This is a genomic window from Paenibacillus sp. P4_E11 (assembly GCF_056401635.1).
Genome location: NZ_JBFUIX010000082.1, coordinates 1 through 26,797, shown reverse-complemented (window position 1 = coordinate 26,797; position 26,797 = coordinate 1). Strand labels below are relative to the sequence as shown.

General features: G+C 50.3%; 29 protein-coding genes and 1 pseudogene. 3 read left to right on the top strand and 27 right to left on the bottom strand.

Annotated elements, in window-relative coordinates; translation table 11 throughout:
- From AC1DWB_RS24715 to AC1DWB_RS24600, 24 genes and pseudogenes are all read right to left on the bottom strand, one after another.
- Positions 1-684: pseudogene (locus tag AC1DWB_RS24715) on the bottom strand (hypothetical protein); the annotation flags it as partial.
- Between the two features lie 154 nt (positions 685-838).
- Positions 839-1,483: a ribonuclease HII gene (locus AC1DWB_RS24710; RefSeq protein ID WP_477543758.1), complete on the bottom strand. Its 645-nt coding sequence runs from the start codon at positions 1,481-1,483 to the stop codon at positions 839-841.
- 149 nt (positions 1,484-1,632) lie between these two features.
- Positions 1,633-2,514, bottom strand: coding sequence for a ribosome biogenesis GTPase YlqF (gene ylqF, locus AC1DWB_RS24705; protein ID WP_477543755.1), 882 nt, complete (start codon positions 2,512-2,514; stop codon positions 1,633-1,635).
- 35 nt (positions 2,515-2,549) lie between these two features.
- A complete protein-coding gene (lepB, locus tag AC1DWB_RS24700) occupies positions 2,550-3,122 on the bottom strand; it encodes a signal peptidase I (protein ID WP_477543757.1) in 573 nt (190 codons plus the stop codon).
- A gap of 299 nt (positions 3,123-3,421) precedes the next feature.
- Positions 3,422-3,763, bottom strand: a complete 342-nt coding sequence (rplS, locus tag AC1DWB_RS24695; protein ID WP_477543754.1) for a 50S ribosomal protein L19 — start codon at positions 3,761-3,763, stop codon at positions 3,422-3,424.
- 186 nt (positions 3,764-3,949) lie between these two features.
- Positions 3,950-4,696: a tRNA (guanosine(37)-N1)-methyltransferase TrmD gene (trmD, locus tag AC1DWB_RS24690; RefSeq protein WP_477543753.1), complete on the bottom strand. Its 747-nt coding sequence runs from the start codon at positions 4,694-4,696 to the stop codon at positions 3,950-3,952.
- A complete protein-coding gene (gene rimM, locus AC1DWB_RS24685) occupies positions 4,697-5,215 on the bottom strand; it encodes a ribosome maturation factor RimM (protein WP_477543752.1) in 519 nt (172 codons plus the stop codon).
- Positions 5,216-5,360: 145 nt separating this feature from the next.
- On the bottom strand, positions 5,361-5,591 hold the full coding sequence (locus tag AC1DWB_RS24680) for a KH domain-containing protein (RefSeq protein WP_477543751.1): 231 nt from the start codon (positions 5,589-5,591) through the stop codon (positions 5,361-5,363).
- 24 nt (positions 5,592-5,615) lie between these two features.
- Entirely contained in the window at positions 5,616-5,888 is a 273-nt protein-coding gene (gene rpsP, locus AC1DWB_RS24675) for a 30S ribosomal protein S16 (RefSeq protein WP_477543750.1), read from the bottom strand.
- Between the two features lie 136 nt (positions 5,889-6,024).
- Entirely contained in the window at positions 6,025-7,407 is a 1,383-nt protein-coding gene (ffh, locus tag AC1DWB_RS24670) for a signal recognition particle protein (RefSeq protein ID WP_477543749.1), read from the bottom strand.
- 40 nt (positions 7,408-7,447) lie between these two features.
- Positions 7,448-7,798, bottom strand: a complete 351-nt coding sequence (locus tag AC1DWB_RS24665) for a putative DNA-binding protein (protein WP_477543748.1) — start codon at positions 7,796-7,798, stop codon at positions 7,448-7,450.
- Between the two features lie 177 nt (positions 7,799-7,975).
- The gene (gene ftsY / locus AC1DWB_RS24660; RefSeq protein ID WP_477543747.1) at positions 7,976-8,962 is read right to left on the bottom strand and encodes a signal recognition particle-docking protein FtsY; all 987 of its coding nucleotides are present in this window, start codon (positions 8,960-8,962) and stop codon (positions 7,976-7,978) included.
- Between the two features lie 44 nt (positions 8,963-9,006).
- Positions 9,007-12,579, bottom strand: coding sequence for a chromosome segregation protein SMC (smc, locus tag AC1DWB_RS24655; protein ID WP_477543746.1), 3,573 nt, complete (start codon positions 12,577-12,579; stop codon positions 9,007-9,009).
- 188 nt (positions 12,580-12,767) lie between these two features.
- Positions 12,768-13,463 carry a ribonuclease III gene (rnc, locus tag AC1DWB_RS24650; protein ID WP_477543756.1) on the bottom strand — a complete coding sequence of 232 codons (696 nt, stop codon included), beginning with the start codon at positions 13,461-13,463 and terminating at the stop codon, positions 12,768-12,770.
- 52 nt (positions 13,464-13,515) lie between these two features.
- Positions 13,516-14,754: a beta-ketoacyl-ACP synthase II gene (gene fabF, locus AC1DWB_RS24645; protein ID WP_477543745.1), complete on the bottom strand. Its 1,239-nt coding sequence runs from the start codon at positions 14,752-14,754 to the stop codon at positions 13,516-13,518.
- A gap of 251 nt (positions 14,755-15,005) precedes the next feature.
- On the bottom strand, positions 15,006-15,239 hold the full coding sequence (gene acpP, locus AC1DWB_RS24640) for an acyl carrier protein (RefSeq protein WP_477543744.1): 234 nt from the start codon (positions 15,237-15,239) through the stop codon (positions 15,006-15,008).
- A gap of 161 nt (positions 15,240-15,400) precedes the next feature.
- On the bottom strand, positions 15,401-16,159 hold the full coding sequence (gene fabG, locus AC1DWB_RS24635) for a 3-oxoacyl-[acyl-carrier-protein] reductase (protein ID WP_477543743.1): 759 nt from the start codon (positions 16,157-16,159) through the stop codon (positions 15,401-15,403).
- Between the two features lie 14 nt (positions 16,160-16,173).
- A complete protein-coding gene (gene fabD, locus AC1DWB_RS24630) occupies positions 16,174-17,112 on the bottom strand; it encodes an ACP S-malonyltransferase (RefSeq protein WP_477543742.1) in 939 nt (312 codons plus the stop codon).
- 18 nt (positions 17,113-17,130) lie between these two features.
- Entirely contained in the window at positions 17,131-18,117 is a 987-nt protein-coding gene (locus AC1DWB_RS24625) for a beta-ketoacyl-ACP synthase III (RefSeq protein WP_477543741.1), read from the bottom strand.
- The gene (gene plsX / locus AC1DWB_RS24620) at positions 18,114-19,121 is read right to left on the bottom strand and encodes a phosphate acyltransferase PlsX (RefSeq protein ID WP_477543740.1); all 1,008 of its coding nucleotides are present in this window, start codon (positions 19,119-19,121) and stop codon (positions 18,114-18,116) included. The genes AC1DWB_RS24625 and plsX overlap by 4 nt, the downstream gene beginning before the upstream one ends.
- Positions 19,122-19,125: 4 nt before the next feature.
- Positions 19,126-19,701 (bottom strand): transcription factor FapR, encoded by a 576-nt coding sequence (fapR, locus tag AC1DWB_RS24615; RefSeq protein ID WP_477543739.1) that lies wholly within the window; start codon positions 19,699-19,701, stop codon positions 19,126-19,128.
- Positions 19,702-19,870: 169 nt separating this feature from the next.
- Positions 19,871-20,044 (bottom strand): 50S ribosomal protein L32, encoded by a 174-nt coding sequence (rpmF, locus tag AC1DWB_RS24610; protein ID WP_477543738.1) that lies wholly within the window; start codon positions 20,042-20,044, stop codon positions 19,871-19,873.
- Positions 20,045-20,070: 26 nt separating this feature from the next.
- A complete protein-coding gene (locus tag AC1DWB_RS24605) occupies positions 20,071-20,583 on the bottom strand; it encodes a YceD family protein (RefSeq protein ID WP_477543737.1) in 513 nt (170 codons plus the stop codon).
- 97 nt (positions 20,584-20,680) lie between these two features.
- The gene (locus AC1DWB_RS24600) at positions 20,681-21,850 is read right to left on the bottom strand and encodes a YlbL family protein (protein ID WP_477543736.1); all 1,170 of its coding nucleotides are present in this window, start codon (positions 21,848-21,850) and stop codon (positions 20,681-20,683) included.
- Between the two features lie 104 nt (positions 21,851-21,954).
- Here AC1DWB_RS24600 and AC1DWB_RS24595 point away from each other — a divergent pair, with 104 nt between their 5' ends.
- A complete protein-coding gene (locus AC1DWB_RS24595; RefSeq protein WP_477543735.1) occupies positions 21,955-23,262 on the top strand; it encodes a nucleoside recognition domain-containing protein in 1,308 nt (435 codons plus the stop codon).
- A 17-nt stretch (positions 23,263-23,279) separates the two neighbouring features.
- Here the strand turns inward: AC1DWB_RS24595 and coaD are convergent, their stop codons facing one another.
- Together coaD and rsmD are read right to left on the bottom strand one after the other, a co-directional pair.
- Entirely contained in the window at positions 23,280-23,792 is a 513-nt protein-coding gene (coaD, locus tag AC1DWB_RS24590; RefSeq protein WP_477543734.1) for a pantetheine-phosphate adenylyltransferase, read from the bottom strand.
- Positions 23,773-24,372 carry a 16S rRNA (guanine(966)-N(2))-methyltransferase RsmD gene (rsmD, locus tag AC1DWB_RS24585; RefSeq protein ID WP_477543733.1) on the bottom strand — a complete coding sequence of 200 codons (600 nt, stop codon included), beginning with the start codon at positions 24,370-24,372 and terminating at the stop codon, positions 23,773-23,775. The genes coaD and rsmD overlap by 20 nt, the downstream gene beginning before the upstream one ends.
- A gap of 353 nt (positions 24,373-24,725) precedes the next feature.
- Between rsmD and AC1DWB_RS24580 the strand changes: the two genes are divergently transcribed.
- On the top strand, positions 24,726-25,463 hold the full coding sequence (locus tag AC1DWB_RS24580) for a GTP pyrophosphokinase (protein ID WP_477543732.1): 738 nt from the start codon (positions 24,726-24,728) through the stop codon (positions 25,461-25,463).
- A gap of 73 nt (positions 25,464-25,536) precedes the next feature.
- Positions 25,537-26,094, top strand: a complete 558-nt coding sequence (locus tag AC1DWB_RS24575) for a superoxide dismutase family protein (protein ID WP_477543731.1) — start codon at positions 25,537-25,539, stop codon at positions 26,092-26,094.
- Positions 26,095-26,252: 158 nt separating this feature from the next.
- On the opposite strand, the gene AC1DWB_RS24570 is transcribed toward AC1DWB_RS24575, so the two are convergent.
- Positions 26,253-26,465, bottom strand: a complete 213-nt coding sequence (locus AC1DWB_RS24570) for a cold-shock protein (RefSeq protein WP_477543730.1) — start codon at positions 26,463-26,465, stop codon at positions 26,253-26,255.
- Positions 26,466-26,797: the final 332 nt, after the last annotated feature.

Sequence of the window (26,797 nt, the reverse complement as noted above, 5' to 3'; positions counted from 1 at the left end):
GCGCGCGCCGTCGGCGAGGCCGCCGAGCAGCGCGAGCAGCTTGCCGGCGGCCTCGCGGGCGGCCGGCGGCAGCTCCGCTGCGCGCGCAGGCTGCAGCGCCTCGCTCAGCCGGGCCGACAGCTGCGACAGCTCCTCGTGAAACGGTTGCCCGAACATCACTTGATGCAGCGCGCCGACCGTACTTGCCGTGACAGGCAAGCTCCGCGTCATAGCTACAACCGAAGCTTCCGCCCATTGCTCTGGCTTAACCGAAGCAGGGATTTGCCCCATCACCGCCTGCATTTGCTGTACAGAACTTCGGTTAATCGGTACACCGGCCTGTTGCATCAGCCTGATCATATCTCGGGCAGCCGGTTGATCCTTCATCCCGAACCCTTTCAGCATCGTCGTCACAGCATCGTCGGTCATAGCTGAATCAGGAGAAGCAATCGGCTTGAGAACCAATTGATCTCCGCTCGAGTTCGACTGCACCTGAAGCAGCGTAACTTGTCCCTGCTGCAACGGAGTTTCCAGCTTAGCTCGAACTTGCACACCGCCAATATTGACTAGCGCGTCTTGCTCCGCGATCATTTGTAGCACCATTCCCTTGACGATCTGGCCGACCTTTAGCTCCAGCGATTTCGCATCTCCGACCTGCACATCTCCTATTAATCCGCGCAGCATTTGTCCGATCTGCATGCTCATGGACGTCCCCCCTTAAGCAGACGGGTACAACCTGGATACCGCCTGACATTCACTCTATTGATTTATGTATCGGCTATTGGTCCGATCTTCTACAGCTTAATCCTAGGAATCTAATCGACGAAAGCAAATCCGTGAATATTGATTCATTGTTATGCTAGAACAGCTCCTGCTGTACATTTAGTATTTTATTCAGGAACGAACGGCGGTGCAGCGGACTAGGCCCATATTGCGTAAGCGATTCTCGATGTACCTTCGTCGCATACCCCTTATGTACTCCAATGCCATATTCCGGGTAATCGGAATCCCAATGCTGACACATGCGATCCCGTGTCACTTTGGCAATAATCGAAGCGGCCGCAATCGATTGGCTGAGCGCATCGCCATGAATGACGGCTAGCTGGGGCAAGGCACTGTCTACTTTCTCCGCATCAATCAGTAAGTAGTCCGGTGTAACCGTGCCCATCACTTGCTCCAGTGCTTGCTTCATTGCAAGCCTCGCCGCCTGCTTAATATTAATTGTATCGATAGTGGATGCATCCACTTGACCGACTCCTATGGCCACTGCGCTTTCCATAATGACGCTATAGAGCTCTTCCCGTCGCTTCTCGCTCAGCTTCTTGGAATCGTTAATTCCTTCAATAACAAGTCCAGGCGGCAGCACAACCGCAGCAGCTACCACATCCCCGAACAAACAACCTCGACCGACCTCGTCGATCCCAGCAATGAACTGCAGCCCTCTTCCCCATAAGTCGCGTTCATACTCTAGCATATGTAGGTTCTCCTCTTCGACTCTAGCAATCTATGCAAGTTTCTCTCTCTATTGTACGGGTAATGGAAACGTCTTGTCTCCCCATATCATGAAAAAAAGCGCCCATCCAGCGCCATAACCACGTCCCACCTGTGTTTGGCGGTTCGTAAACGTTATCGACTCGGATCAGGTGCTTCCTGCTACAGTCCATTTGAATGTGGACGCTCCAGGCTGATTCTCCCTAGCTTGCCTCCACGTAAATCCCGCAATATAACCATTGACGCTTTTTCCAAATTCACGCTGCCACCGCTCTGAAGACAACCGCGCCTTCGTCCGATTTGCTCCATCACATCAATAACCGCGTCATTCTCCAACTCCGGCCCGAATACCGGAACCGAATCCAGATCATACCGGAGTTTCAAATCATCCGCGTATTCCTTGAGCATGTAACGAATCGTATAAAACGCTACATCTTCCAGACCAAGCAATTGATCCTTTATCGAACCAATCATCGCCAACCGATAGCCGACATCCTGATCCTCGAACTTGGGCCATAGTATCCCAGGCGTATCGAGCAATTCCATGCCCCCGCCCGTCTTGATCCATTGTTGGCCTTTCGTCACCCCAGGCTTGTCCCCTGTAGCGGCGATATGGCGTCCAGCCATCCGGTTGATCAACGTTGACTTCCCCACATTCGGAATACCGACGATCAGAGCACGGATGGCGCGCGGATTCATACCTTTACGGATTTGCGCATCGATCTTCTCCTTGAGCACTACTTTGGCTCGTTCCGGTATTTCCTTCACCTGGTAGCCCGTGGAAGCATCGATGGGCAGTGCCGCAATGCCCCGATCCGCAAAATATTGCACCCATTCCTTCGTTACGATCGGATCGGCAAGATCCGACTTGTTCAGGACAACCAGTCTGGGCTTCTGCATCAAAATCTCGTCAATCATCGGATTTCGGCTCGATATAGGAATTCGCGCATCCAGCAGCTCAATGGCAATATCGATCAACTTTAATTTATCCTGAATTTGCCGTTTCGCCCGGGTCATATGCCCCGGAAACCAATGAATGGTCATGAGTTCCTCCTATTCAGCTTGCAACCCGTTGTTACTTAATGAATCCACTGTATTTTCGATGCTGGCCAGAAGATGATATCGGCACGGCCGACCACTTTCTCGAACGGTACCGGTCCTACTTCTGCCCGCCGGCTGTCTGAGCTGTTCGAACGATTATCTCCCATGACGAAGATCGTACCTTCCGGCACTTTCGTTTCGGGATAGCTGGTGTTGTTGTAATTTTTCCCCGCTTGATGAGCTTTATCCATCGCTTCCTTCAGATAAGGCTCGTCCAGCAATTGACCGTTCACGTATACTTGATCGCCCTGCACTTTCACGGTTTCACCCGGAAGTGCAATCACGCGTTTAATGTAATCTTTTCCGGCAGGCGCATGGAAGACGAGCACTTCGCCCCGTTTGGGCTCGCGGATGGAATACAATATTTTGTTCACGATGATCCGTTCCCCATTGTCAAAGTTAGGCTCCATCGATTGACCATCAACAATGAATGGTGCGAAGATGAACCAACGGATGACAAACACGAGTGCAAGTGCAATCAAGAGCGCCTTTGCCCATTCCCATGCTTCGTTTTTGGCACCAGGCTTCTTATGTATTTGTGACTGATCCAACGCAAGGTTCCCAGCATGCAGCTGTTCAGACTCCTCTGCTGTCACGCCGGGCTCCTTACCTATATTGCCACGGTCTACATCCGGACCTTCTCCGCTTCGCTGCTCAGTCTGAGTGGAATCTAATTGCTCTTCAGACTTCTTATCACGAAGCTCGTCCGAATCTTGACGCGGTTTATTAGCCTCGTTATCCATCTAGCCACCATCCCTTTTTGTAACGGTCGTTTCGGTGATTATTCGGCTCTTATTCGAACTCCATATGACACAAAAGGAGACTTGTATACAAGCCCCCTCCCGTTTTCTTATCGAATTTCTTTGATTCTGGCTGCTTTGCCTCGCAGGCCGCGCAAGTAGTACAACTTGGCACGACGAACTTTACCTTTGCGGGCTACCTCGATTTTATCGATCTTCGGTGTGTGCAACGGGAATGTTCTCTCAACACCTACGCCGTAAGATACTTTACGTACTGTAAACGTTTCGCTGATGCCGCCTCCACGACGGGAGATGACAACACCTTCAAAAATCTGAACACGCTCACGGGATCCCTCGATAACTTTTACGTGCACTTTCAAAGTATCGCCGGGACGAAAGCTTGGAAGATCTTTGCGGAGTTGTTCTTGAGTAATAACTTGAACAAGATTCATATGACTTCCTCCTTCCACTCAGGTGTTCGTACGCATTCATGGAGTGAATCTGTTCACCCCGTCATCACGAGCAGCGGACCACCGGTTTCATCAAAACTACAACAGAAAAAATTTTACCACAACGGATAGGCAATTACAAGCAAAAGCTTATTATCCAAAATAACCGATGGCAATTGCTGGACGATCTCACTCCGCATTGTTGATCTGTTCGAGCTTCTTCAGCATTGCGCGGTCCTCTGTGGTCAGTTCCATCGACTCCAACAAATCGGGACGTCTACGCCATGTCCGTTCAAGCGACTGTTGTCTGCGCCATTTCTCGATATTGACGTGATGTCCGGAGATCAGCACCTCGGGCACTGTCCAACCACGGAATTCAGCGGGGCGCGTGTAATGCGGATATTCCAGCAACCCTGTGCTGAAGGAATCGGTGACGGCCGACGTCTCATTGCCCAGAACCCCTGGTAAGAGGCGCACTACGCTGTCTATGATCGCCATTGAAGGGATTTCCCCTCCAGTCAGGACGTAATCACCAATCGACAGCTCGTCCGTCACCAAGTGCTCGCGGATTCGTTCATCGTAGCCTTCATAATGTCCGCATATGAACACCAGATGCGACTCGCTTGCCAATTCTTCCGCCTTGCGTTGCGTGAAGCGTTCGCCTTGAGGACATAGCAGAATGACTCTTGGCTTGGGTGCATCTGGCTCCGGGGCCAATGCTTCGACAGCGCGAAAAATCGGATCCGGCTTCAGCACCATGCCTCCGCCGCCTCCGTATGGGTAATCGTCTACTGTGTTGTGTTTGTTACCGGAATAATCCCTGAAGTTAACTGCATTTAGAGCGACGATTCCTTTCTCACGCGCTTTTCCCAAAATGCTTGCCTGGAACACAGCATCGAACATTTCAGGAAACAGCGTCAATACATCGATTCTCATCTAGACCAAGCCTTCCATCAGATGAACCGTAATCCGTTTGCTTTCGATATCTACATTAAGCACTACATCGTCAATGACCGGCAGCAGCAATGGCTTACCATTTGGGCGGTCGACAACCCAGACATGGTTAGCTCCAGGTGCCAATATTTCCGATACGGTGCCAAGCTCTTCTCCATCATCACTTGCGACGCTGCAGCCCACAATCTCGTGATAGTAGTATTCGTCCTCATCCAGATCGGCCAGCTGTTCCTGCTCAATCTTGAGCATCCAGCCTTTGTACTTCTCGACTTCATTGATATTGTCGTAGGCCGTTAGCTTGACGATGTAAGTATTCTTATGTAATCTCGCGGATTCCACAACAACCTGAATACTTTCCTTATCCGACTGATCGATTAAAGTTAACTGGCTGCCTTTGACGAACCGTTCCTCCGGGAAATCGGTGAGCGGAATGATTTTCAATTCGCCCTTAATGCCGTGGGTGTTGGCTACCTTGCCTACATTATACCTTTTTATGTTCATTGCTTGTCCTCCTAGTGCTTGGCCGGAGCTATCTGCATGCCTGATTGAAAAAAAGGGTTAGGCTCATGATGCATGCTCCTAACCCTTCTTCTGTGAAGTTTGCCTGTTCCGAAGGATCGTTATTCCTAGATCCTGCCCTGATGCATCAGGAAACAATTTCTACGGTGACCCGCTTCGGTTCTTTCACTGCAGCCGAGGTGACGACGGTACGCAGCGCCTTCGCGATACGTCCCTGCTTGCCGATGACCTTGCCCACGTCAGACGAGTGCACGGACAGTCGGTAAATCGTTTCGTCCTTCTCCTCTACTACATTCACGATCACATCATCGGGATGATCCACCAAAGCCTTAGCCAACACTGTGATAAGGTCCTTCATGATGATTACCTCCGATTGGGCATATTACTTCTGTAATTTGCTCTCGTGAAATTTCGTCATGATGCCGGCTTTGCTGAACAAGTTACGAACGGTGTCTGAAGCTTGTGCGCCGTTTTGCAACCATTTCAACGCTTTTTCTTCGTCAAGGGACACTACTGCCGGAGATACAACCGGGTTATAAGTGCCGATTTCCTCAATAAAACGACCGTCGCGCGGGGAACGGGAATCCGATACAACCACACGATAAAATGGTGATTTGTGAGCACCAATACGTTTCAAACGAATACGAACTGCCATGAATGATTCACCTCCTTTATTAAAATTCCCCAAAAAGTGGAGCAAAGCGTTGTAGTGTATGCCAAATACTTTTCGGGGACCCCAAGTTCTAGCCCCACAAAGTGAAGTAGATACTGCCGAAGCTTCTTCAGATAATTTAACCGAACGGGAACTTGAAGCCTTTACCACCCTTACCCATGCCGAGCTTGCCTTTCATTCCGCCCTTGGGGCCTTTCGGACCCATCATGGACGAGAATTGCTTCATCATCTTGCGCATATCGTCGAACTGCTTAATGAGCCGGTTGACGTCTTGAAGGGTCGTGCCGCTTCCCGAGGCGATCCGCTTGCGCCTGCTTGCGTTAAGCAACTCCGGCTTGCGCTTCTCTTCTTTGGTCATCGACTTCACAATGGCGACTACGCGTCCCATCTGCTTATCATCGACTTTAACGTCCTTCAAGCCCTTCATCTTGTTCGCACCAGGCAGCATATCGAGAATTTGATCGATCGGCCCCATCTTCTTGACCTGTTCCATCTGCTCCAGGAAATCCTCGAACGTGAACTCCGCCGTACGCATCTTGCGTTCCATCTCAGCGGCTTTCTCCGCATCGATATTCGTCTGCGCCTTCTCGATCAGTGACAGCATATCACCCATTCCGAGAATCCGGGAAGCCATTCGATCTGGGTAGAAGGGTTCAAGCGCGTCGATCTTCTCACCTAACGTAGCGAACTTGATCGGACAACCCGTCACGGCCTTGACCGACAAAGCCGCACCACCACGTGTATCGCTGTCCAGCTTTGTCAGAATGACACCTGTCAGTTGTAGCTGTTCATTGAAGCTTTGTGCCACATTCGCTGATTCCTGCCCTGTCATGGCATCGACTACGAGCAAGATCTCATCCGGCTGTGTGATCTTCTGAATGTTGCTCAGCTCTTCCATGAGCTGCTCATCGATGTGAAGTCGACCGGCGGTATCGATAATCAAATAATCATGTCCGTGTTCCCTGGCATGCTCAAGACCTGCACGTGCAATCTCTACTGGGCTTGTCTGATCGCCTAGCGAGAAGACAGGCACTTTGATCTGTTCGCCTAGTACCTGCAGCTGCTTAATGGCAGCCGGGCGATAAATGTCTGCCGCTACGAGCAACGGCCGGTGGTTCTGCTTCTGCAGCAGCTTAGCCAGCTTGCCTGAGGAGGTCGTCTTCCCCGCCCCTTGCAGCCCCACCATCATAATGACAGTCGGCGGCTTGTTCGCTCTAGCCAGCTTGCTCTGAGTCCCGCCCATGAGAGCGGTCATTTCCTTGTTCACGATGTCGATGACGATCATGCCAGGCGTGAAGCTCTTCAGCACGTCCTGTCCAATCGCCTTCTCCTTCACCTTGGCCACGAATTCCTTGACCACCTTGAAGTTGACGTCCGCTTCGAGCAGGGCAAGGCGAACTTCTCTTAACGCCTCGGTCACATCATCTTCCGTTAGCTTGCCTTTGCTGCGCAATTTACTAAACACATTTTGCAGCCGAGTCGATAACCCTTCAAACGCCATTGTAACACCCCAATTCCAGTTCGGAATGTAACTCTATCATTCAATCTATATTGTACAATTGTTGGACCATGTTGATCAAATCCTGGTTTCCTTCATGTGCGGTTCCAACGAGCTTCTGCTCAATCAGTTGAACAATTCTCCCGCGCTCCTCATGCTTCGCAAGAAGCTGTAGCTTGTGCTCCAGTTCATCCAGCGTAACTTCTGCGCGTTTGATATGTTCATATACCGCCTGACGGCTAATATCGAAATCAGCCGCGATCTCACCAAGTGAGAAATCTTCGTGGAAATACAGAGAAAGAAAAGTTCGTTGCTTATCGGTCAAGAGTTGCCCATAGAAATCAAATAGCAAGTTGATCCGATTCGTCTTATCCAGTTGCTGTTCAGGCATCATGGTGTTCACTCCTTCTGTCAAGGGAAAACACTTTACAACACTGACTTAGACAATAATAACGGACTCGTTGACTATTGTCAAGTAAACTTCATTGACAGGTCCAATTACCGGATGTATCTTATCTGTAGCACGCCGAAGAGACTTCCGACGAGTCGAAAGTCCATTTGGTATAAACGCTTAATCCTCTTCCGCCTCGGAAATCAGGCCACCAAATAGAGCGTGTACGAACTGGTCGGAATCGAAATCCTGCAGATCGTCCATCTTCTCACCAAGACCGACCAGCTTAACAGGCAAATCCAGCTCTTGTCGGATGGCGATGACAATGCCGCCCTTGGCCGTACTATCAAGCTTGGTTAACACGAGACCTGTTACACCGGTCTTCTCACCGAACAGCTTGGCCTGGCTGAGCGCATTCTGTCCCGTCGTAGCGTCAATTACGAGCAGAACCTCGTGTGGAGCATCGGGAATTTCCCTACCGATGACTCTGTATATTTTGTTCAACTCATCCATCAAGTTGGACTTGTTCTGCAAGCGGCCAGCCGTATCGCAAAGCAAGATGTCAACGCCTCGAGTCTTAGCCGCCTGAATCGCATCGAACATGACAGCAGCGGGATCTGAACCAGGCTGTTGCTTGATCACCTCGACACCGACTCGCTTGCCCCATACTTCCAACTGGTCAATAGCAGCAGCACGGAACGTATCGCCAGCAGCCATAAGCACGTTCTTGCCTTGTTGCTTATACCGATGCGCAAGCTTGCCAATGGTCGTCGTCTTACCTACTCCGTTCACACCAACGAACAGGATGACCGTAGGGCCGCTTGACGCTAAGTGAAGCTCCGAATTCTGGCTGTTCTGGAGCAGCCCCACCAGCTTCTCCGAAAGAATCGGCTGCAGGTCCGCTGCTTGTTCAATCTTGCGCTTACGTACTTCTGTGCGCAGCTCCTCAATCAGCTTAACTACGGTATTGACACCAACGTCGGCTCCGATCAAGATTTCTTCTAACTCTTCGTAAAATTCCTCATCGATCTTCTTACGGCGTACGAGTAAATCTTCTACCTTCTCTACAAACGCAGTCCGCGTTTTCGTTAAGCCATCCTTAAACTTTTGTGTGACCGCCTCGGTTTTGCTGGAAATGCTGTCACGCAGTTTTTTGAAAAAACTCATCGGGGTAATCCTCCAAACCTAATATATATACGTCAACTTTGTTATTAAGCAGATATGGCATCGTCTTCTTCAAGCCGTACAGAAACGAGCTTGGAGACGCCGCCTTCTTCCATCGTAACCCCGTACAGCACATCAGCGGCTTCCATCGTTCCCTTGCGATGCGTGACGACAATAAACTGCGTATCATCGGAAAACTCGCGCAAGTAATCGGCAAACCGGGTTACATTCGCTTCATCCAACGCAGCTTCGACCTCATCAAGGACGCAGAAGGGAACAGGCTTCACACGCAGGATGGAGAATAGAAGTGCCATTGCGGTCAGCGCCCTCTCTCCTCCCGATAGCAACTGTAAGTTTTGCAGCTTCTTGCCCGGAGGTTGGGCAACGATCTCGATACCTGTATCCAGCAGTTGGGACGGTTCGGACAATATCAAATCCGCACGGCCTCCGCCGAACAACTTGGCGAATACAATGCCGAACTGCTCACGGATCGCATCGAACGTCACACGGAACCGCTTCGACATCTCCTCGTCCATCTCACGGATGACTTGATATAACGTAGTCTTGGCTTCAATCAAATCCCGTTTCTGTCCTGCCAGAAATTCATAACGCTCACTTACGCGCTGGAACTCCTCGATTGCTCCTAAGTTCACATCGCCCAGCGAAGAGATATGTCGTTTTAAGTCCCGGACCTGATTCTGGGTCCCAACAATGTCTTCCGGAATCGGATACCGTTCCTTAGCCAGCTCGAAGCTCATTTCATAATCTTCGGCAAGCTTCTTAAGCAGATTCTCCAATTCCACATCCAGTCGGTTCACCCGGATATCGGTTTGGCGTATGGAATCCTCGACCTGCTTCAGCTGAATGCGCTGCTCTCTAGTCTTATTCTCCTCCTGCTCCAGATGCTGGAGGCCGCGAGCTCGCTCGGCACGCTTGAACTCAATCTGCTCCGTCGCTTTCTGCTTCTTCAATCTCAACTCGTTGAGCTGCTCGATCTGCTGGACGCTTTGCAACTCGTTCGCTTCTATATCCTCGTCCATCTGAACAAGCATCCGTTCATTCACACTACATTCACGCTGCAATGTCAGTAGATCTTCTTCGAAACGGGCCAGTTGCCCATCTAATGATTGTTTCTCCTGTGCCTTCGAAGCTACATTTACCTTCAACGTAGTAAGTTGCGATTGCAGCTCTTCCTTAGCGAATTCCTTAGCCTTGCGGGCTAATTCTGCCTCCCGTATAGCTTGTTGCAACACGATCTCCTGCCGCTCGGTATATTCCAGCTTCTCAGCAGATTGCTCGCGCTTCTGCGTGTGCTCCTTCTGTTCACCCGATAAAGAGCCGCGATCCTGCGTATACAGTGCTACGTGGTCTTCCGCATTTTTAAGTTCGGATTGAAGACCGCTCAGCTCGGAACGTACTTGCTGGTCCTCGATTCGCTGCTTCTCGCCTTGTTCACGCAACACTTCCAGCGTGTTCCCGCCTTCGGCAATGTCCTTACGCAGCTGATCGTACTTCCCACGTAATTGCAGCAGCTGTGTCTCGGAAGTCTGGATCTCACGATCCAGCTCTTCGATTTGACGTTGACGGCCAAGCAGACTCGTAGTCTTCTTCTGCAGACTTCCCCCAGTCATCGATCCACCCGGATTAACGACGTCTCCTTCCAGCGTAACGACTCTGTACCGATATTGGCAGCGTGCTGCGATTCGGTTCGCATCCTCAAGTGACTTCGCAATGATGACGCTGCCAAGAAGACTGCTCATAATGTTGCGATACGGATCATCGAAGCGGATTAGTTCAACAGCAATACCGACATAGCCTTCCAACTGTCCAATGCTTGTCCGATCGTGATCTGGAATCGATCTGCCACGAATGACGTCGAGCGGTAAGAATGTAGCACGTCCAAGCTGCTTGCGCTTCAGGAATGCTATCGCTTCCCGGCCCAAAGCCTCATTCTCAACTACTATATTTTGCATTGCCCCGCCGAGTGCCGTCTCAATAGCTAATTCCACATCGGCTGGAACATGAAGCAATTCCGCTATCGCGCCATGAATACCTCTTAGCCCGTCCGAACGGTTTTTCGCTTTCAGCACTTCCCGAACGCCATGCGCAAAACCATCGTAATCATTCTGCATTTCCCGCATCGTATCACGTCGGGAGACGAGCGCATCGATCTTCTGTTCCCACTTGCGGACCATACCTTGCATCTCACTAAGCAGGTCCTGCTTCGACTTCAACTCTTGGCTCAACGTTACGTACTGATCACGGCTTTCGTCCAACTGCTTAGCAAGCGCTTGCTCTCGTTGTTCAAGAGCTTGTCGTCGCTCCATTAATGCGGCCAGCTGCGCCGTCCATTTGGCCTCATCTTCACCCATCCGATCCATTCGGCGGCTAAGTGATTCCATATGTTGATCAGCAAAGCGGATTTCATTGCGATATTGCGCCATCTGATTCAGCGTGTCGAGCAACTCCGCCTTCAGACGCTCCTCAGCCTCGCTGCTAACTCCTCCAGCTACGCCAAGCAATCGATCTTCCTCGGCCGATAAAGTATCCGTAAGTTCAGTTAATTGTTGGGCTAAGACGGTTTGCTTGTCCCGGTAGGCTGCATTCTCGGTTTGCTTCTCAGCGATCCGCTGCCTTTGCTGTTCGGTCGTATGCTCCAGCTGAGTCCGATTGCGAGTCAAATTGCTGTTTCTTTCCTTCAGTACCTCGCCTTGCCCTTCACACTTCTCGTATTCTTCACTTAGTCGCAGAATCGTTTCATGCAGCAGCTCGATCTCTTCCTCTAACTTCCGGATAGAGAGTCGATCCTTCTCCAATTGAGCATCATGCAGACTAACGATAGCAGCCAGCTCCAGCTCCTGCTTCTGCAAATCCTTCAGCTTGCTACTCTCCTCGGTCCAAGTTCGGTGAATGGTCTCAATCTGGTGGACATACATCGATACTTCCCCGGACTTGAGCTGCTCCTTCAACTGCTTGTACAAGATCGCTTTCTCCGACTGGTTGCGAAGCGGTTCAAGCTGATCTTCCAGTTCCGATACCAGATCGTGAATACGCAGCAGATTGTTCTCGGTTTCGGCAAGCTTCTTCTCTGCTTCTTTCTTCCTAGACTTGTATTTCACGATACCGGACGCTTCTTCGAAAATCCCTCTGCGGTCTTCCGAACGCGTACTCAGAATTTCCTCAATACGGCCTTGTCCGATGATCGAGTACGCCTCTTTCCCGATTCCGGTATCCATGAACAGCTCGGTAATATCTTTCAATCGGCAAGCCTGCTTATTAATAAAATACTCACTATCACCACTGCGATGAATACGGCGTGTAACCGTAACTTCGTTGAAATCGAGTGATAGCGTTTCATCTGCATTATCCAGTGTGAGTGAAACTTCACCATAATTGACAGCCTTCCGACTGTCGCTTCCAGCGAATATTATATCTTCCATCTTGCCGCCGCGCAGCGACCTCGCGCTTTGCTCGCCTAATACCCAACGAATCGAGTCAGAGATGTTGCTCTTCCCGCTCCCGTTAGGCCCTACAACCGCTGTGATGCCTTGCACGAATTCCAGCTCGGTTTTATCGGCGAACGACTTGAATCCCGCCAGCTCCAAACGTTTTAAATACATCGTTGAACCTCCAAACTTAACCGAACCCTTTACCCCTAATTATACCATATTCCACTACACAACGTGATGTCGAACCTACAAGGTGAATCCCAGGTGCATGGCTGACGCTTGCTCCGAGAACTTGATCTTTACAGATCAAAAGAGCAGAACGGCGTCTGCTCTTCGGGTGGCGGTGAATCTATACAGGCTTATTGCTGTGCTACGTTAAGCGAGACAAGTGCTTGGGCAGCTGCTTGCTGCTCGGCTTCCTTCTTGGAACGGCCTATACCTTGGCCCAATACAGCGCCTTCCATGTAAACTTCCGAAACGAACTGACGCTCATGTGCAGGGCCGCGCTCGTCAATAATTCTGTATTCCAAGACACCCATTCCATGATGCTGTGTGAATTCCTGGAGCTGCGTCTTGAAATCCATCACCTGAAGCTTAGCCTCGTCTAGTAAGGTATGGAACACATGCCGCTGCAAAAACTGGCGAACAGCTCCCAGTCCCTGGTCCAAGTACAAAGCGCCAATGAACGCTTCGAAGACATCAGCCAGCATCGCTGGCCGTGTTCTGCCTCCGGTCAGCTCTTCACCTTTTCCCAGGAACATGTAGGAACCGAAATCCAACTGCTCGGCAAATGCCATCAAAGAAGGCTCACATACAATAGAAGCCCGAATCTTGGTCAACTCACCCTCCGTATGGGACGGATATGTGCGGAACAAAAATTCCGACACACTCAGTTCCAGTACGGCGTCTCCCAAATATTCCAGACGCTCGTTATCCTCCAGATGCAAGGAACGCTGCTCGTTGACGTAGGAGGAATGGGTGAATGCTTGCTGCAATAGCTGCGGTTTGCGGAATTGAATACCTAAGGTCGTATGGAGCTGCTGCAGATCTTTCAACCAGTTCACCGCCTACTCTTGTTCCTTCTAGGTTCCGACATCCGAGGAATGTTTATGCTTCGTATCGTTTCAATATAATTGTAGCATTGTGGCCGCCGAATCCGAACGAATTCGACATCGCAATCCGAACGTCTGCATCTCGGGGTACATTCGGCACATAATCCAGATCACATTCCGGATCTTGGTCGTCCAGATTGATCGTCGGTGCAATACGCGAATTGACAATCGTTAATCCGGCAATAACGGCCTCGACACCGCCTGCTGCGCCAAGTAAATGGCCTGTCATCGACTTCGTTGAACTGATTGCCAGCTTGTAAGCATGTTCGCCGAATGCAGATTTGATCGCCGTCGTCTCCGAACGGTCACCGACCGGCGTAGACGTACCATGTGCATTAATATAATCTACTTCATCAGGAGATATTCCTGCATCTTTCAGCGCTTTCACCATGCAACGAGCGGCTCCTTGCGGATCCGGGTCCGTCATATGATAGGCATCGCCGCTCATCCCGTACCCGATTACTTCAGCATAGATGCGCACCCCACGGTTGATGGCGTGTTCGAGTTCTTCCAGGATGAGAATACCGGACCCTTCGCCCATGACGAAACCGTCCCGACCAGTGTCAAACGGACGGCTGGCTTTCTCGGGCTCCTCATTACGGGTGGACATCGCACGCAGTGCGCAGAAACCGGCCATCCCCGTAGGACGAATCGTAGCTTCAGCACCTCCGCAGATCATCACATCCGCGTCACCGCGTTCGATAAGCTTATAGGAATCCCCTATGGAATGCGTACCTGTCGCACAGGCCGTGACGGCCGTACTATTCGGACCTTTGGCTCCCGTTTGCATCGAGATTTGTCCAGACGCCATATTCGCTATCATCATCGGAATGAAGAACGGGCTAACCCGCTTCGGTCCTTTCTCGAGAAGCACATTATGTTGGTCTTCCCACGTGCCCAACCCGCCAATACCTGATCCTACAGACACCCCGGCACGTTCTGGATCCATATCAGTCTGGATATTCAAATTCGCATCCTTCAATGCCAAGTTGCTCGACACGACTGCGAATTGGACGAATCGGTCCATTTTGCGGTTTTCTTTCCGATCGATGTAATCGTCGGGATTGAAATCCTTGATTGACGCTGCGATCCGCGTTGGGTATTCGCTAACATCAAACGATTCCACTAGAGATACTCCGGATTTCCCGGCCATCAAATTGTTCCAAAATGTATTCAGATCATGGCCGAGAGAAGTCATTACTCCCATCCCCGTGATCACGACTCTGCGTTTCATCTTTTTCCACCTCTTCAACAGGAAACCTGATTATATCGTGCATCGCACGGCATTCCGTGCGGATCATATTCATATGTATCTTCAAGCGAACAATTCTAAGGATGATTGCCCATACGGACTCATTGGGCATAAAGGAGAGAAGTCCCGTCTTCTAAGAACAACGGGACTTTTAACTAAAGTTCTCTTCGAAGCATGTTTCGTTCGAAACGGATTAATTAGCTTCCGAAGTGCATTTCCTTCTAGAAAATACTCTACGTATGAGACTTTATGTAATTAACAACTTCTCCCACAGAGGTAATTTTCTCGGCATCTTCGTCTGAAATTTCCAAATCAAACTCATCTTCCAATTCCATTACCAACTCAACAACATCGAGAGAATCAGCACCTAAATCATCTTTAAAAGATGCTTCGAGGGTGACTTCACTCTCTTCAACCCCAAGGCGATCAATGACAATTCGCTTTACTCGATCCAAAACATCGGACATCCGGTTCACCTCCTCTTCGATATTATACGAGAATTGCTTGTAAAATGCCAGACCTGTCATTCTTCCTATCCCAGATGCACCACTTTGTGGGGCTAAGATCCGGGGCCCCCGCAAAGTAGTCGGAATACACTTCGAAGCTTATCTTCACTTTGTGGGGTGTTCTACATGTACATGCCGCCGTCCACATGAAGTGTTTGACCGGTCATATACATAGCATCATCGGAAGCCAAGAACCGTACTACTCTAGCTATGTCCTCAGGCTGTCCAAGACGGCTAAGCGGGATTTGCTGCAACAGCTGCTGCTGCATTTCCTGAGACAGCTTGTCGGTCATATCAGTCTCAATATAACCTGGCGCTACCGCATTCACGGTCACGTTACGCGAGGCAAGCTCCCTAGCGGTTGCTTTCGTAAGCCCGATAACACCCGCCTTAGCGGCGACATAGTTCGCTTGCCCAGCATTGCCAAGCACGCCAACGACGGAAGAAATATTAATGATGCGGCCGAAACGTTGCTTCATCATCGGACGTGTAACTGCTTTGATGCAGTTGAACACGCCCTTCAGGTTCGTATTAATAACTTGGTCAAACTCTTCTTCTTTCATGCGCATAATCAAGTTATCGCGCGTAATGCCAGCATTGTTGACCAAGATGTCCAGCCGTTCGAACCGATCAAGCACTTGCTTGACCATGTCTTCCGCTTGCGCGGACGAGGAAACGTCCGCCTGTACCTTGAAGGCACGTCGTCCTAGCGCTTCTATTCGTGCGACAACTTCCTCAGCTGCCTTCTCGCTGCCCGCGTAGTTGACAGCCACATCGGCCCCTGCTTCCGCAAGAGCGATCGCGATGGCTCGACCGATTCCTCGGGATGCACCGGTCACAAGTGCAGTCTTTCCTTGTAGAGGTTGATTCAAACTACTCATCTCCATATCCCTCCTTACGATTCGAACTCAGCGGCAAACCGTTCGATGGCCTCGTCACTGTTAATCGTATAGATGCGCACCGTTTTGTCGATTTTCTTAATGAGACCCGTCAGAACACTGCCTGATCCGATCTCAACAAATGTATCGACTCCTTGCTCGATGAGCCACACAATGCTGTCCTCCCATAGTACTGGAGCACACACTTGCTCGACAAGTAAGCGGCGTACATCGGAGGCGCTCGTTACAGGCCTTGCTGTTACATTCGCCACGACAGGAACAGTCGCTTCCTTCAACAAGATACCATCTAGCACTTCGGACAATCGATCAGCCGCTGGTTTCATGAGCGAGGAGTGGAAGGGTCCGCTCACCTCAAGAGGAATTACGCGCTTGGCACCCGCTTCCTTCCCACGCTCCACTACGGCTTGCACGCCTGCCGCAGAACCCGAGACGACAATCTGTCCAGGGCAGTTCACATTAGCCATCTCGACTGGCGTTCCGGCAGCAGACACATCCCGGCACAAGCGGTCTAGCTCGGCCCGCTCCGCTCCTAGCACGGCGGCCATTGCCCCCGTACCTCCAGGTACAGCCTGCTCCATGAACTCGCCTCTAGAACGAACGGTGCGAACAGCATCTTCAAGAGTCAACACGCCGGCAACAACGAGCGCACTGTATTCACCCAGGCTGTGCCCGGCTACATAGTCTGGAGCAACCCCGCAACGTCGGAACGTCTCGTATAGCGCTACACTTGTAGTAAGCAGGGCAGGCTGCGTGTGTACAGTCTTTTTCAATTCCGATTCAGGACCTTGGAAGATGGTTGCGGACAACGAGAATCCAAGCACCTCATCTGCGCGATCGAACACTTGTTTCGCTTCCGTATGCTTCTCATAAACATCATGCCCCATGCCAACCGCTTGCGCGCCCTGACCGGGAAATACAAAGGCGATTTTACCCACTAAATCCACTCTCCTTCCTTACCAAACCAAGACAGTTGCTCCCCAGGTCAAGCCCCCGCCAAAACCAACAAGTAACAGCGTATCGCCTTCCTTCATGCGACCTTCACGGTTCGCTTCTGCAAGCGCAACCGGGATCGAAGCGGCTGACATGTTACCGTATTTATTCAAATTAATCATGCATTTGTCTTCCGGCAAATTCAATCGTTCCAGGGAAGACTGGATAATCCGGTAATTCGCCTGATGCGGAACGAGCAAATCGATGTCGGTTTTGTCCACGCCTGCCTTGCGAAGCGCTTCTTCGGCTGCACTTCCCATAATCTTGACGGCGAACTTGAATACTTCCTTGCCGGCCATGAAGATGTACTGACTCTTGTTGTCGAGCACTTCCTGGCTAATCGGGTTGCGTGAGCCACCGCCACTTGCATTCAAGAGCGTACCGCCTGTACCATCGGCACCGAGTTCGAAAGATCGGAATCCACGACCTTCCGCAACCGGACCAAGCACGACAGCCCCAGCACCGTCCCCGAACAAGATGCACGTATTGCGATCCGTGTAGTCGGTTATCTTGGACAAGCATTCCGCACCAACGACTAGAACATGCTTATAAATCCCGGTCGCGATGAAGTTAGCCGCATTGGCGAGACCATAGATGAATCCTGAACAAGCAGCAGACAAGTCGAATGCCGCCGCCTTCTTCGCACCCAACTTCTCTTGAAGAATACAAGACGTTGAGGGGAACGCCATATCCGGGGTAACCGTCGCTACAATAATAAGGTCCAGTTCCTCCGCTGTAATGCCTGCATTGCGCAACGCCTCTTTTGACGCATGAAAAGCCAAATCCGAGGAAGCTTCCTCAGAGGAAGCGATTCTGCGCTCTCGAATTCCCGTGCGAGAGACGATCCATTCGTCGTTCGTGTCGACCATTCGTTCCAATTCCGCATTACCCAGAATGCGTTCCGGGACGTACATCCCCGTCCCCCAGACGCCAACCGGCTTACCTATCATGATAGTCCATCTCGCTTCCCGCTAATTTCCTCACTAATTTCTTGAACCAAATGATTGCTAACTGCAATTCTCGCTTGTCTCACCGCATTCTTGAACGCGTTGGCGTCCGAAGAACCATGACTCTTAAGCACTAGCCCGTTAATACCGAGCAGAGGAGCGCCTCCGTGTTCGGTATAATCGAGCTTCTTCTTGAATTTGGACAGCCCCGGCTTCAGAACAGCCGCTGCCAGCTTGGATAGGAACGTTCGGGTGAACTCTACCTTCAAGGTGGAGAATATGGCCCCCGCGGTCCCTTCCAACGCCTTCAATAAAATATTCCCAACGAATCCGTCGCACACCAGCACGTCGCACTCGGCATTGAGTACATCTCTAGCTTCCACATTGCCGACGAAATGAATCGGCGCTTGTTCCAATAGCGGAAATGCGAGCTTCGTTAATTCATTGCCCTTCATCGCCTCGGTCCCTACGTTGAGCAGACCGACGCGGGGTTTCGATACGCCATGTACCTTATTGCGGTACACGCTTCCCATAATAGCGTACTGCAACAAGTTTTCCGGCGTTGCATCCATATTCGCGCCTAGATCAAGCGCCAATACGCCCTTACCGTCCATAGTCGGAATCATCGGAGCAAGCGCCGGACGATCAATGCCCGGGATACGCCCGACGATCAATAGTCCAGTGGTCATCAATGCGCCGGTGTTACCTGCTGAAATCATAGCATCCGCCGCTTTCTCACGAACAAGTCGACCCGCTACAACCATTGAAGCTTCTTTTTTACGCCGTACAGCCTTAACCGGTTCTTCGTCAGGTGCGATCGCATCCGGTGCATGATGCAGGGTAATATTCGCCGGTATCGCCCTGGACCCGAACGCCGCTTCAAGCCGGGCTTGATCCCCGACCAACACAATGTGCGTATCCGCCCATTCCGCAGCCGCTGCTAGCGCTCCGTCTACTACGGCTTGCGGGGCGTGATCGCCACCCATGGCGTCAATAGCAATTCGCATGCGATCACTCTCCCTCTTCCATATTTTCTTTGGCGAAGCGATAGATCAAGAAGTTACCCTGAAATACCATCTCTTCCCCTACATACGTGAATACTTCCACTTTAGCTTTCCCTCGTTGCCCGGAGATTGATCGCACATAAGCCTTGGCTATGCACTTCTCGGACAACCGGACCGGTCGGATGAAGCGGATATCGGCAGACGCCGTCAATGCTTTCTCATTATTGATGACCGCTATGGCTAAGGAATTGGCTTGAGAGAAAATATGGTGGCCTCGCGCGATCTGGGTTCTGGAGAATACATGCTCCTCGCGGATTTCGAATATGGAGATTCCGCTCTTATCCAGCTGAAGATCGATTATATCTCCGATTACTTCATGCAATGGCATTGACTGAACCTGATCATACGATCGCTCTGCCATCAACTTCATACGTTCGCGCAATTCTGGTATGCCAAGCTCAAGACGATCCAATCGGATCGTTTGTATACTAACCTTGAACTTGCGGGTAAGCTCCTCATCGGTTACGAAAGGATTGTCTTCGATTTCTCGAGCCAATTGCTGTTGGCGTTGACGCTTCGGCATCCGTTCGATGACAGCCGCCCCCTCTGTTAAAAATATGTAGCAGCAACCTTTGTTACCAGGTACTAAATTAGTATATATAATTCCCTGCCAAAAGGAAAGCCCAATCCGGCAATTCCGCAAACAAAAAAGTACCTCACCAAGGATGAGGTACTCTTCTGTATCGTGTTTGTTATTGTTTTACGATTTCTCTACCTTTGTAAGTACCGCAAACTTTGCAAACACGGTGAGCCAACTTAAGTTCACCGCAGTTGTCGCATTTCACCATACCCGGTACTACCAGCTTAAAGTGCGTGCGGCGCTTGTCGCGGCGGGTTTTGGATATTTTTCTAAAAGGAACTGCCATGATTCCCACCTCCTTAAAAAAATCTACTATTTCTTCTGTTTTTCAAAAAATTGGGCAAGCACTTCCAGACGGGGATCGATTCGGTCCGCCGCCGGTTTAGCAGGATAGATGTTCAGGTTCACGCCCGTCTCCGGGTCAAGTCCCTTGCATTCTTCCTGGCAAAGCGGCACATACGGAAGCCCCAATTGCACCGTTTCCTCGATGAAAGGCATCAAGTCTACCCGGTCTTCGACAGCGAGATGCATATGCTCATCGTCCTCGTCCACCATTCCGGCTTCTTCAGCGAACAATTCACGAAAGGGCAGCTTCAGCGATTGGCAATACTGCGTCAAGCAGCGTGAGCAGACAAATTCGACAGGCAATGTTAACGTTCCCGCCACTTCGATGATTTCCGCAGCGGCAGCGGCATGAAGCGTTACTTGCAACGGTTCGGCCTTGACGATATCTTGGCGACCTGTCGCAAGATAAGGCATCTCGACTTGTTCCGTCATATCCACTCGACTGTTCTTGGCTCGCAATTCACGGAAACTAAGAATCATATACGCTCACTCCAAACAAACAAAGATTATTATATCGGGGATCGCCCTGTTTTGTCAACCTAAAGCTTGTCTTTTTCGTCTAACAGATGAGATTTCGTCAAGAGGGTTTCACAGGAAGCCCAGCCAAATAGTTCAAGGCATCCTCCAATGAGCCAACCGAAACGACCTTCATACGGGAGTGGATGTTTCCTGCTTTTTTCGTCGCATCCGTTGCATTCGGTACATCACCAGCCAACCCGCATTCACCCGCTTTCCTATCCTTAGGGGCGAAGAATAGATCCGTCCCTTCCTTATCTGCTGCAACGATCTTGTGTTGAATCCCACCAATCGAGCATACATTTCCTGTCGGGTCAATCGTACCCGTACCTGCAATTCGATACCCTTTGGACAAGTCCCCGGGCGTAAGCTGATTGTATATTTCCAGAGCGAACATTAACCCTGCGGATGGTCCTCCGATTTCCCCAGCTTGAATCTGTACCTTCTTCTCTGACTGTTCGGGAACGACGGCCCGCAAGTCTGCAGTCGTGACGCCAATTCCTGCTTTTGGCGCAGGTGCAGGTGTGTTACCGACGCTCGAACTTGGTGTTGGCGTTTCAGGTGCAGCAGCAGCCGATACATCGGCCAGTACGATTGGGAAACTCAGTTCTTCCTTCCCCCGCTTCACTGTAATCTCCACCGTATCGCCAATGGTCTTGTTAGCCAGCGCCGTTTGCAGCGCCTTGATCCCTTCAGCAGCCTTCCCGTCCACTCTCACGATCGTATCGCCCGGCTTCAGCACGGCTGACGCTGGAAGGCCTTTCTTCGTCTCTGTAATATACGCACCAACGCTTTTCACTTGAAATGGAATTTTCGCTTTCGTGTAGGCCGCCTGAATCGCACTGCTCTGGGATTCCAGCATGATGATTTCCTGACGTTGCATGAACTGCTGCTCCGTCTGTCCCTTCAACACGTCCCGCTTCCGCTGGACTTCTGCATTCTCATTCCACTGCGCTAGCAAGAAGCTTAACACATTCGCTTTCGGAATCAAGCTAACGGTCGTCAGCATGAACGTCCCGTTCTCCACAGGATCTGCCTGCGCCACCTGCACCATCGGCTTAATACTCTCCGCCGTACCAGGCTGATAGATGTAATAAGGAACTGGAACGAAGTAGAGAAAGTACAAGACAACAAACGTAATGCCGAATGCAAGCCAAAATTTGTTGATCCCTTTATGTCGCTTATTCAGAACAGGAGACCGATACACCCTATCTTCGTTGCCTTCGCTCACTGCATGACCCTCCTGTCTCAATCTGTGCAAGGAATAAGGCTTGGTCTAAATGCCTCATTCGCCGCGTAAACTTGTACCACCTGTCACTAAGAGGAGATGACCTTATGCTGAACGGCATCCTGGATTCGCGAAGCCGCCCGTATACGGTGTTGTTAGCTGTTATTACGGCTTTATTCGTGTTATGTATCCTATTATTTCCCGATCGGGCATTTCAATCATCCCTGCATGGTTTATCGTTGTGGTGGAATATCGTGTTCCCTGCCCTGTTGCCATTTCTGATCATCTCCGAGCTGCTCGGCGGCTTCGGCTTCATTCGGGGTGCAGGCGTGCTGCTTGACCCTCTGATGCGTCTCCTCTTCCGTTTGCCCGGTTCTAGTGGTTGGGCAGTAGCGATGGGCAGTCTTGCAGGAGGACCGACGGGCGCCCAAATTACAGGACAACTGAGAAGTGCTGGTACGATCAGTCGAGCGCAGGGTGAGCGTCTGCTTGCCCTGTCCCATATGAGCAGCCCTTTTCTCATGCTAAGCGTCGTCGGCGCTGGATTCCTGCACCTTCCCGGGATTGGAACGATGATCGCCATTGTACACTATATTGCTGCACTTTGCACCGCTTTACTCATGCGCTTCCTTCATCACGATCGCCCTATACCCACGCAGCAGCATGAACCAACGCAAAAGCAGGTCGGCTATGCCCCAAAAGGCAAACGATCTGTATCCATTTGGATCCGATTTGTTCAAGAGATGCACGACGCACGTCTACAAGACGGACGCAGCTTCGGCAAGTTGCTGGGAGATGCCGTATCGAATTCCATTCAGACATTGCTGCTCATTGGCGGCTGCATAATGATGTTCTCGGTCATGCTGCATGCCTTGCAGCTATCGCTCGTTTCACCTACATTCAACGGATTCATGCATTCCATTATGCAACTAGTTGGATTTCGCAGCCCCAGTACTCCCGACTGGTTGCCCGCAGTCCTAGAGCTTCATCTGGGTACTTATTCGTTCAGCCAAATTCCGATTGCAGCGTCGGCGATAGTGTGGAAAGCAGCCTTCATTGGATTCGCACTTGGATGGAGCGGCATATCCCAGCATCTGCAAGTGCAATCCATCGTCCGCCAGACGGATCTGCGTTACTTGCCCTTCCTGCTGCACCGACTCCTACATGGCACCATCGCCTTCATCCTCACGTTCCTGTTGTGGAAGCCTCTGCAGCTGCTGATGCCTCGTATCGAGCCCAGTTTCCTTGACATAGGTCCTTTTACTACAACGGCAACAACTGTATCCGAAACCGCTACAGAAGCGATTACGGCCTGGCAAGCAGTACCCGGACGAATAGAACAATTGGCCATGCTGCTCGTATTGTTAACTGTTGTATCCGCCCTTGTTGGCTTCATTCGAAGCCGACTGCGGTGAACGCTTGGCAACGCCAACTACTTATTGTCTTTGGTAAATTTTTCCAATAATGCTTCTGCCACCGCGTCAGGTACCAAGTCGGTCACAGGTCCGTTGTACTTCGCAATTTCCTTCACGATACTGGAGCTTAAATAGGAAAATTTCGGATTCGTCATCATGAAGAACGTCTCGATCTTCTCGTTCAGCTTATGATTGATGGCAGCCATTTGCATCTCATACTCGAAGTCGGATACAGCTCGAAGCCCTTTTACAATTACATTCGCTTTCTTGTTCGTCGCATAAGTAATCAAGAGATCGTCGGATATGCTGTCAATCTCCACATTAGGCAGATGGTTCGTCACATTAGTCAACAGCTGCTTGCGTTCTGCGGCGGAGAACAAGGGTTGCTTCTGGCTATTGCTGGCTACCGCAACGATCACTTTGTCGAATATGTCGGCCGCCCGGCTAATAATGTCCAGATGCCCATTCGTAACCGGATCGAAGCTTCCGGGGCACACCGCAATCGTATAGTCATGCTTGAGCTGACTCATTGACATCCTCTCCTTCTGTACTCGATTCCTCTTCTAGCGTATAGATTGAAACGAACGTATCCCCGTATTGAACCCTTCTTATGAGAACCGCCTGCCCAATCCGATCAGCGCAATCGTATGTGCTTTCATGCTCTACGACAATCGAAACATCACGCTCCACGAGGTTCAACTCCTGCATCGTAGTCACTAGCGATTCGATCGTTCTCAGCTTATATGGAGGGTCCAGAAAGACGAGGCGGAAGCGAATCCCCCGTTTGCCCATCGCTTTCAGTGCCCGGAGCGCATCATTGCGGTATACTTCTGCCTGACTGTCCAGGCGAGTCACATTCAGATTATGCTCAATGATCTCAATACTCCGCTTATCTCCGTCTACGAATACGGCCCGTTCCATCCCCCGGCTTAACGCTTCAATTCCGAGGCCGCCCGTGCCTGCGAACAAATCTAACACGACGCCTCCCTCGAAGTAAGGGCCAATCATGCTGAAGATGGCTTCTTTCACTTTGTCCGTCGTCGGCCGCGTCCCCGTACCTGGAACCGCCTTGAGTGTTCTGCCTTTGGCTGTGCCTGATATGACTCTCACGCTTTAATCCCTCGCTCTTGATTGCTCATTCCTGCTGCTATAGTATCACATTCTCGAAATGGATCACAAAATTTTTACAACCCTATGTATAAATTACTGCGCTTGCGTCCAAAATGAAGCTATCGACATGAAAGTGTCGTAGACAACCGCGGAGAAGACTTACGTTTCCCCATAAGCTCTTCGTCCGGTTTCTCCTCTCCCATGAGGTACCTGCGCAAGCGGGTACCAAAAACAATTACCCGCTGAGCCTTGGGCTGAGCGGTTTTTTTTGCGGAACAATATTATGTATAATAACAAGTATCACATACAATCCTACAATGTCGTGGAGTTTGCCAACCAGAAAGGAAATTCAAATGAACACTCAACAACTTGATCAATTAAAACAGATACGTAAACAATTGACCCGCTTCATGCTAAAGTATAAATTTGCTTTGGATGAAATGGAGACGAAAATCGAGATTTTAAAGGAAGAGTTCCAGTCCCTTCACGATTACAGTCCGATTGAGCATACCAATGCGCGATTGAAAACCCCTGAGAGCATTATGAGAAAGCTGCATCGGAAAACCGGAAATTTCTCGTTCGAGTCCATCCCGGAGTTTGTCCAAGATATCGCAGGCTTACGAATCATCTGCTCCTTCCTATCCGATATTTATCGAGTTAGTGAGATGCTACAGAACCAAAGTGATTTGAAGATCCTTCAAGTAAAGGATTACATCAAGCATCCCAAGCCAAATGGTTATAAAAGCCTGCATTTATTAATTGAAGTCCCCGTATTCTTGTCCGATCGGGTCGAATCTGTATGTGTGGAAATTCAAATCCGCACAATAGCCATGGATTTTTGGGCAAGCCTGGAACATAAAATCTTTTACAAATACAATAAATCCGTACCTCAGCGACTGCTCGAAGAAATTAAGGAAGCAGCTGCCACGGCTAATGCGTTGGATCATCAAATGGAGCGATTGATGCACGAGGTTCAAACTATAAAAGATTTACAGCAAGAGGATCTCGAGGGTGAGCTGAGAAGCATTAACATTAATAACCAGAAGTTCACCCTTCCGGTTGGTTTGTTGGAGATACTAGGCGGAGAATAATGTAGTATCCTGGTTAGAATATCCGCTCTATGTAAATAATAGAGCAGAAAATGTTCAACAAGGAGGTACATTCATGAAACAAATAGTCATTGGCGCGGTGATCATATTAGCGCTATCGTCTGCGCTGACAGGCTGCGGCCGTGCCAAAGCAACAACCACATCGTTAGCAGAAACACCAGCAGGCCAAGAAGTATCCATCGACATTATCAATGCTGCCGGTTCCAAAACAGGGACAGCCCGCTTGACACCATTGATCCACGGGGTACAAATTAATGTGGAAGTTGCCAACCTTACACCCGGCACCCATGGTATTCACTTTCATGAGACCGGCAAATGCGAAGCGCCTAAGTTCACAACGGCTGGCAGCCACTTGAATCCTGGAGGAAAGCAGCATGGGTTCAACAATGTAAATGGCTATCACGCAGGTGACTTACCAAACCTGATTATCGCTGCAGACGGAACGGGAAAAGCGGAGTTTTTCGATCCTCTCGTCACGTTGGAGAAAGGCAAACCGAACTCGCTGCTGAAGGAAGGCGGCACAGCCTTGGTGATCCACGATAAAGCTGATGATATGAAAACCGATCCTGCTGGCAATTCCGGTGATCGCATCGCTTGCGGCGTTATCCGATAATTGTGTACGCAAGGATAAACGTCTAACGGCGTCCTTTGACGCCGTGCGTTTGCCGAGACGATGAACAATCAGCGAAGTTAATCATTCTGAATCGTTAAAAAAGCGACCTGTCGAGGTCGCTTTTGTTATGCAAATTAGGGAGATTTCATCTAATACTTTTATCGTTTGAGCTGGTTAGGACTTGTGTTCACGACCGCAGCCAGCATTCGCTCGCTTTTGACCATCTCGGATTGACATTGGGAACATTTAGGAACGATGGAAAAAGCGAAATTATCTCGCATCCAGCCCTTGCAATTCTCATCCGAACAAGCCCAGATCGCAGTTATTTCCTCCGGTACATCTTCAAGCGATCTTTTTCGAGAATAATACATGTGCATCCCTCTTCCATTTTTCGATCTCGTGTTAAAAACGCCCCAATGACCTTGACAAAATAAAAAAGCCCCAGCCGTATGTTAGCGGGTCTTTCGCGTAAAGGATTATTTATTCCCTCTCCTTACTATATACCAACTACCCACAATAAGTCCACCAATAACATGAATGTTCTGCGGATTCCGTTATTTATTACAAATATCCAATTAATTGTTCAATCGCATCCAATCTGCCCAGAGTCAGGATGCCTCGCTTCTGGAACTCTTCCACCTTGGAACGATACTCGATGAAAGACACACCCGCCTGTTGAGCGGCCTTGCCATCGATCCAAGCA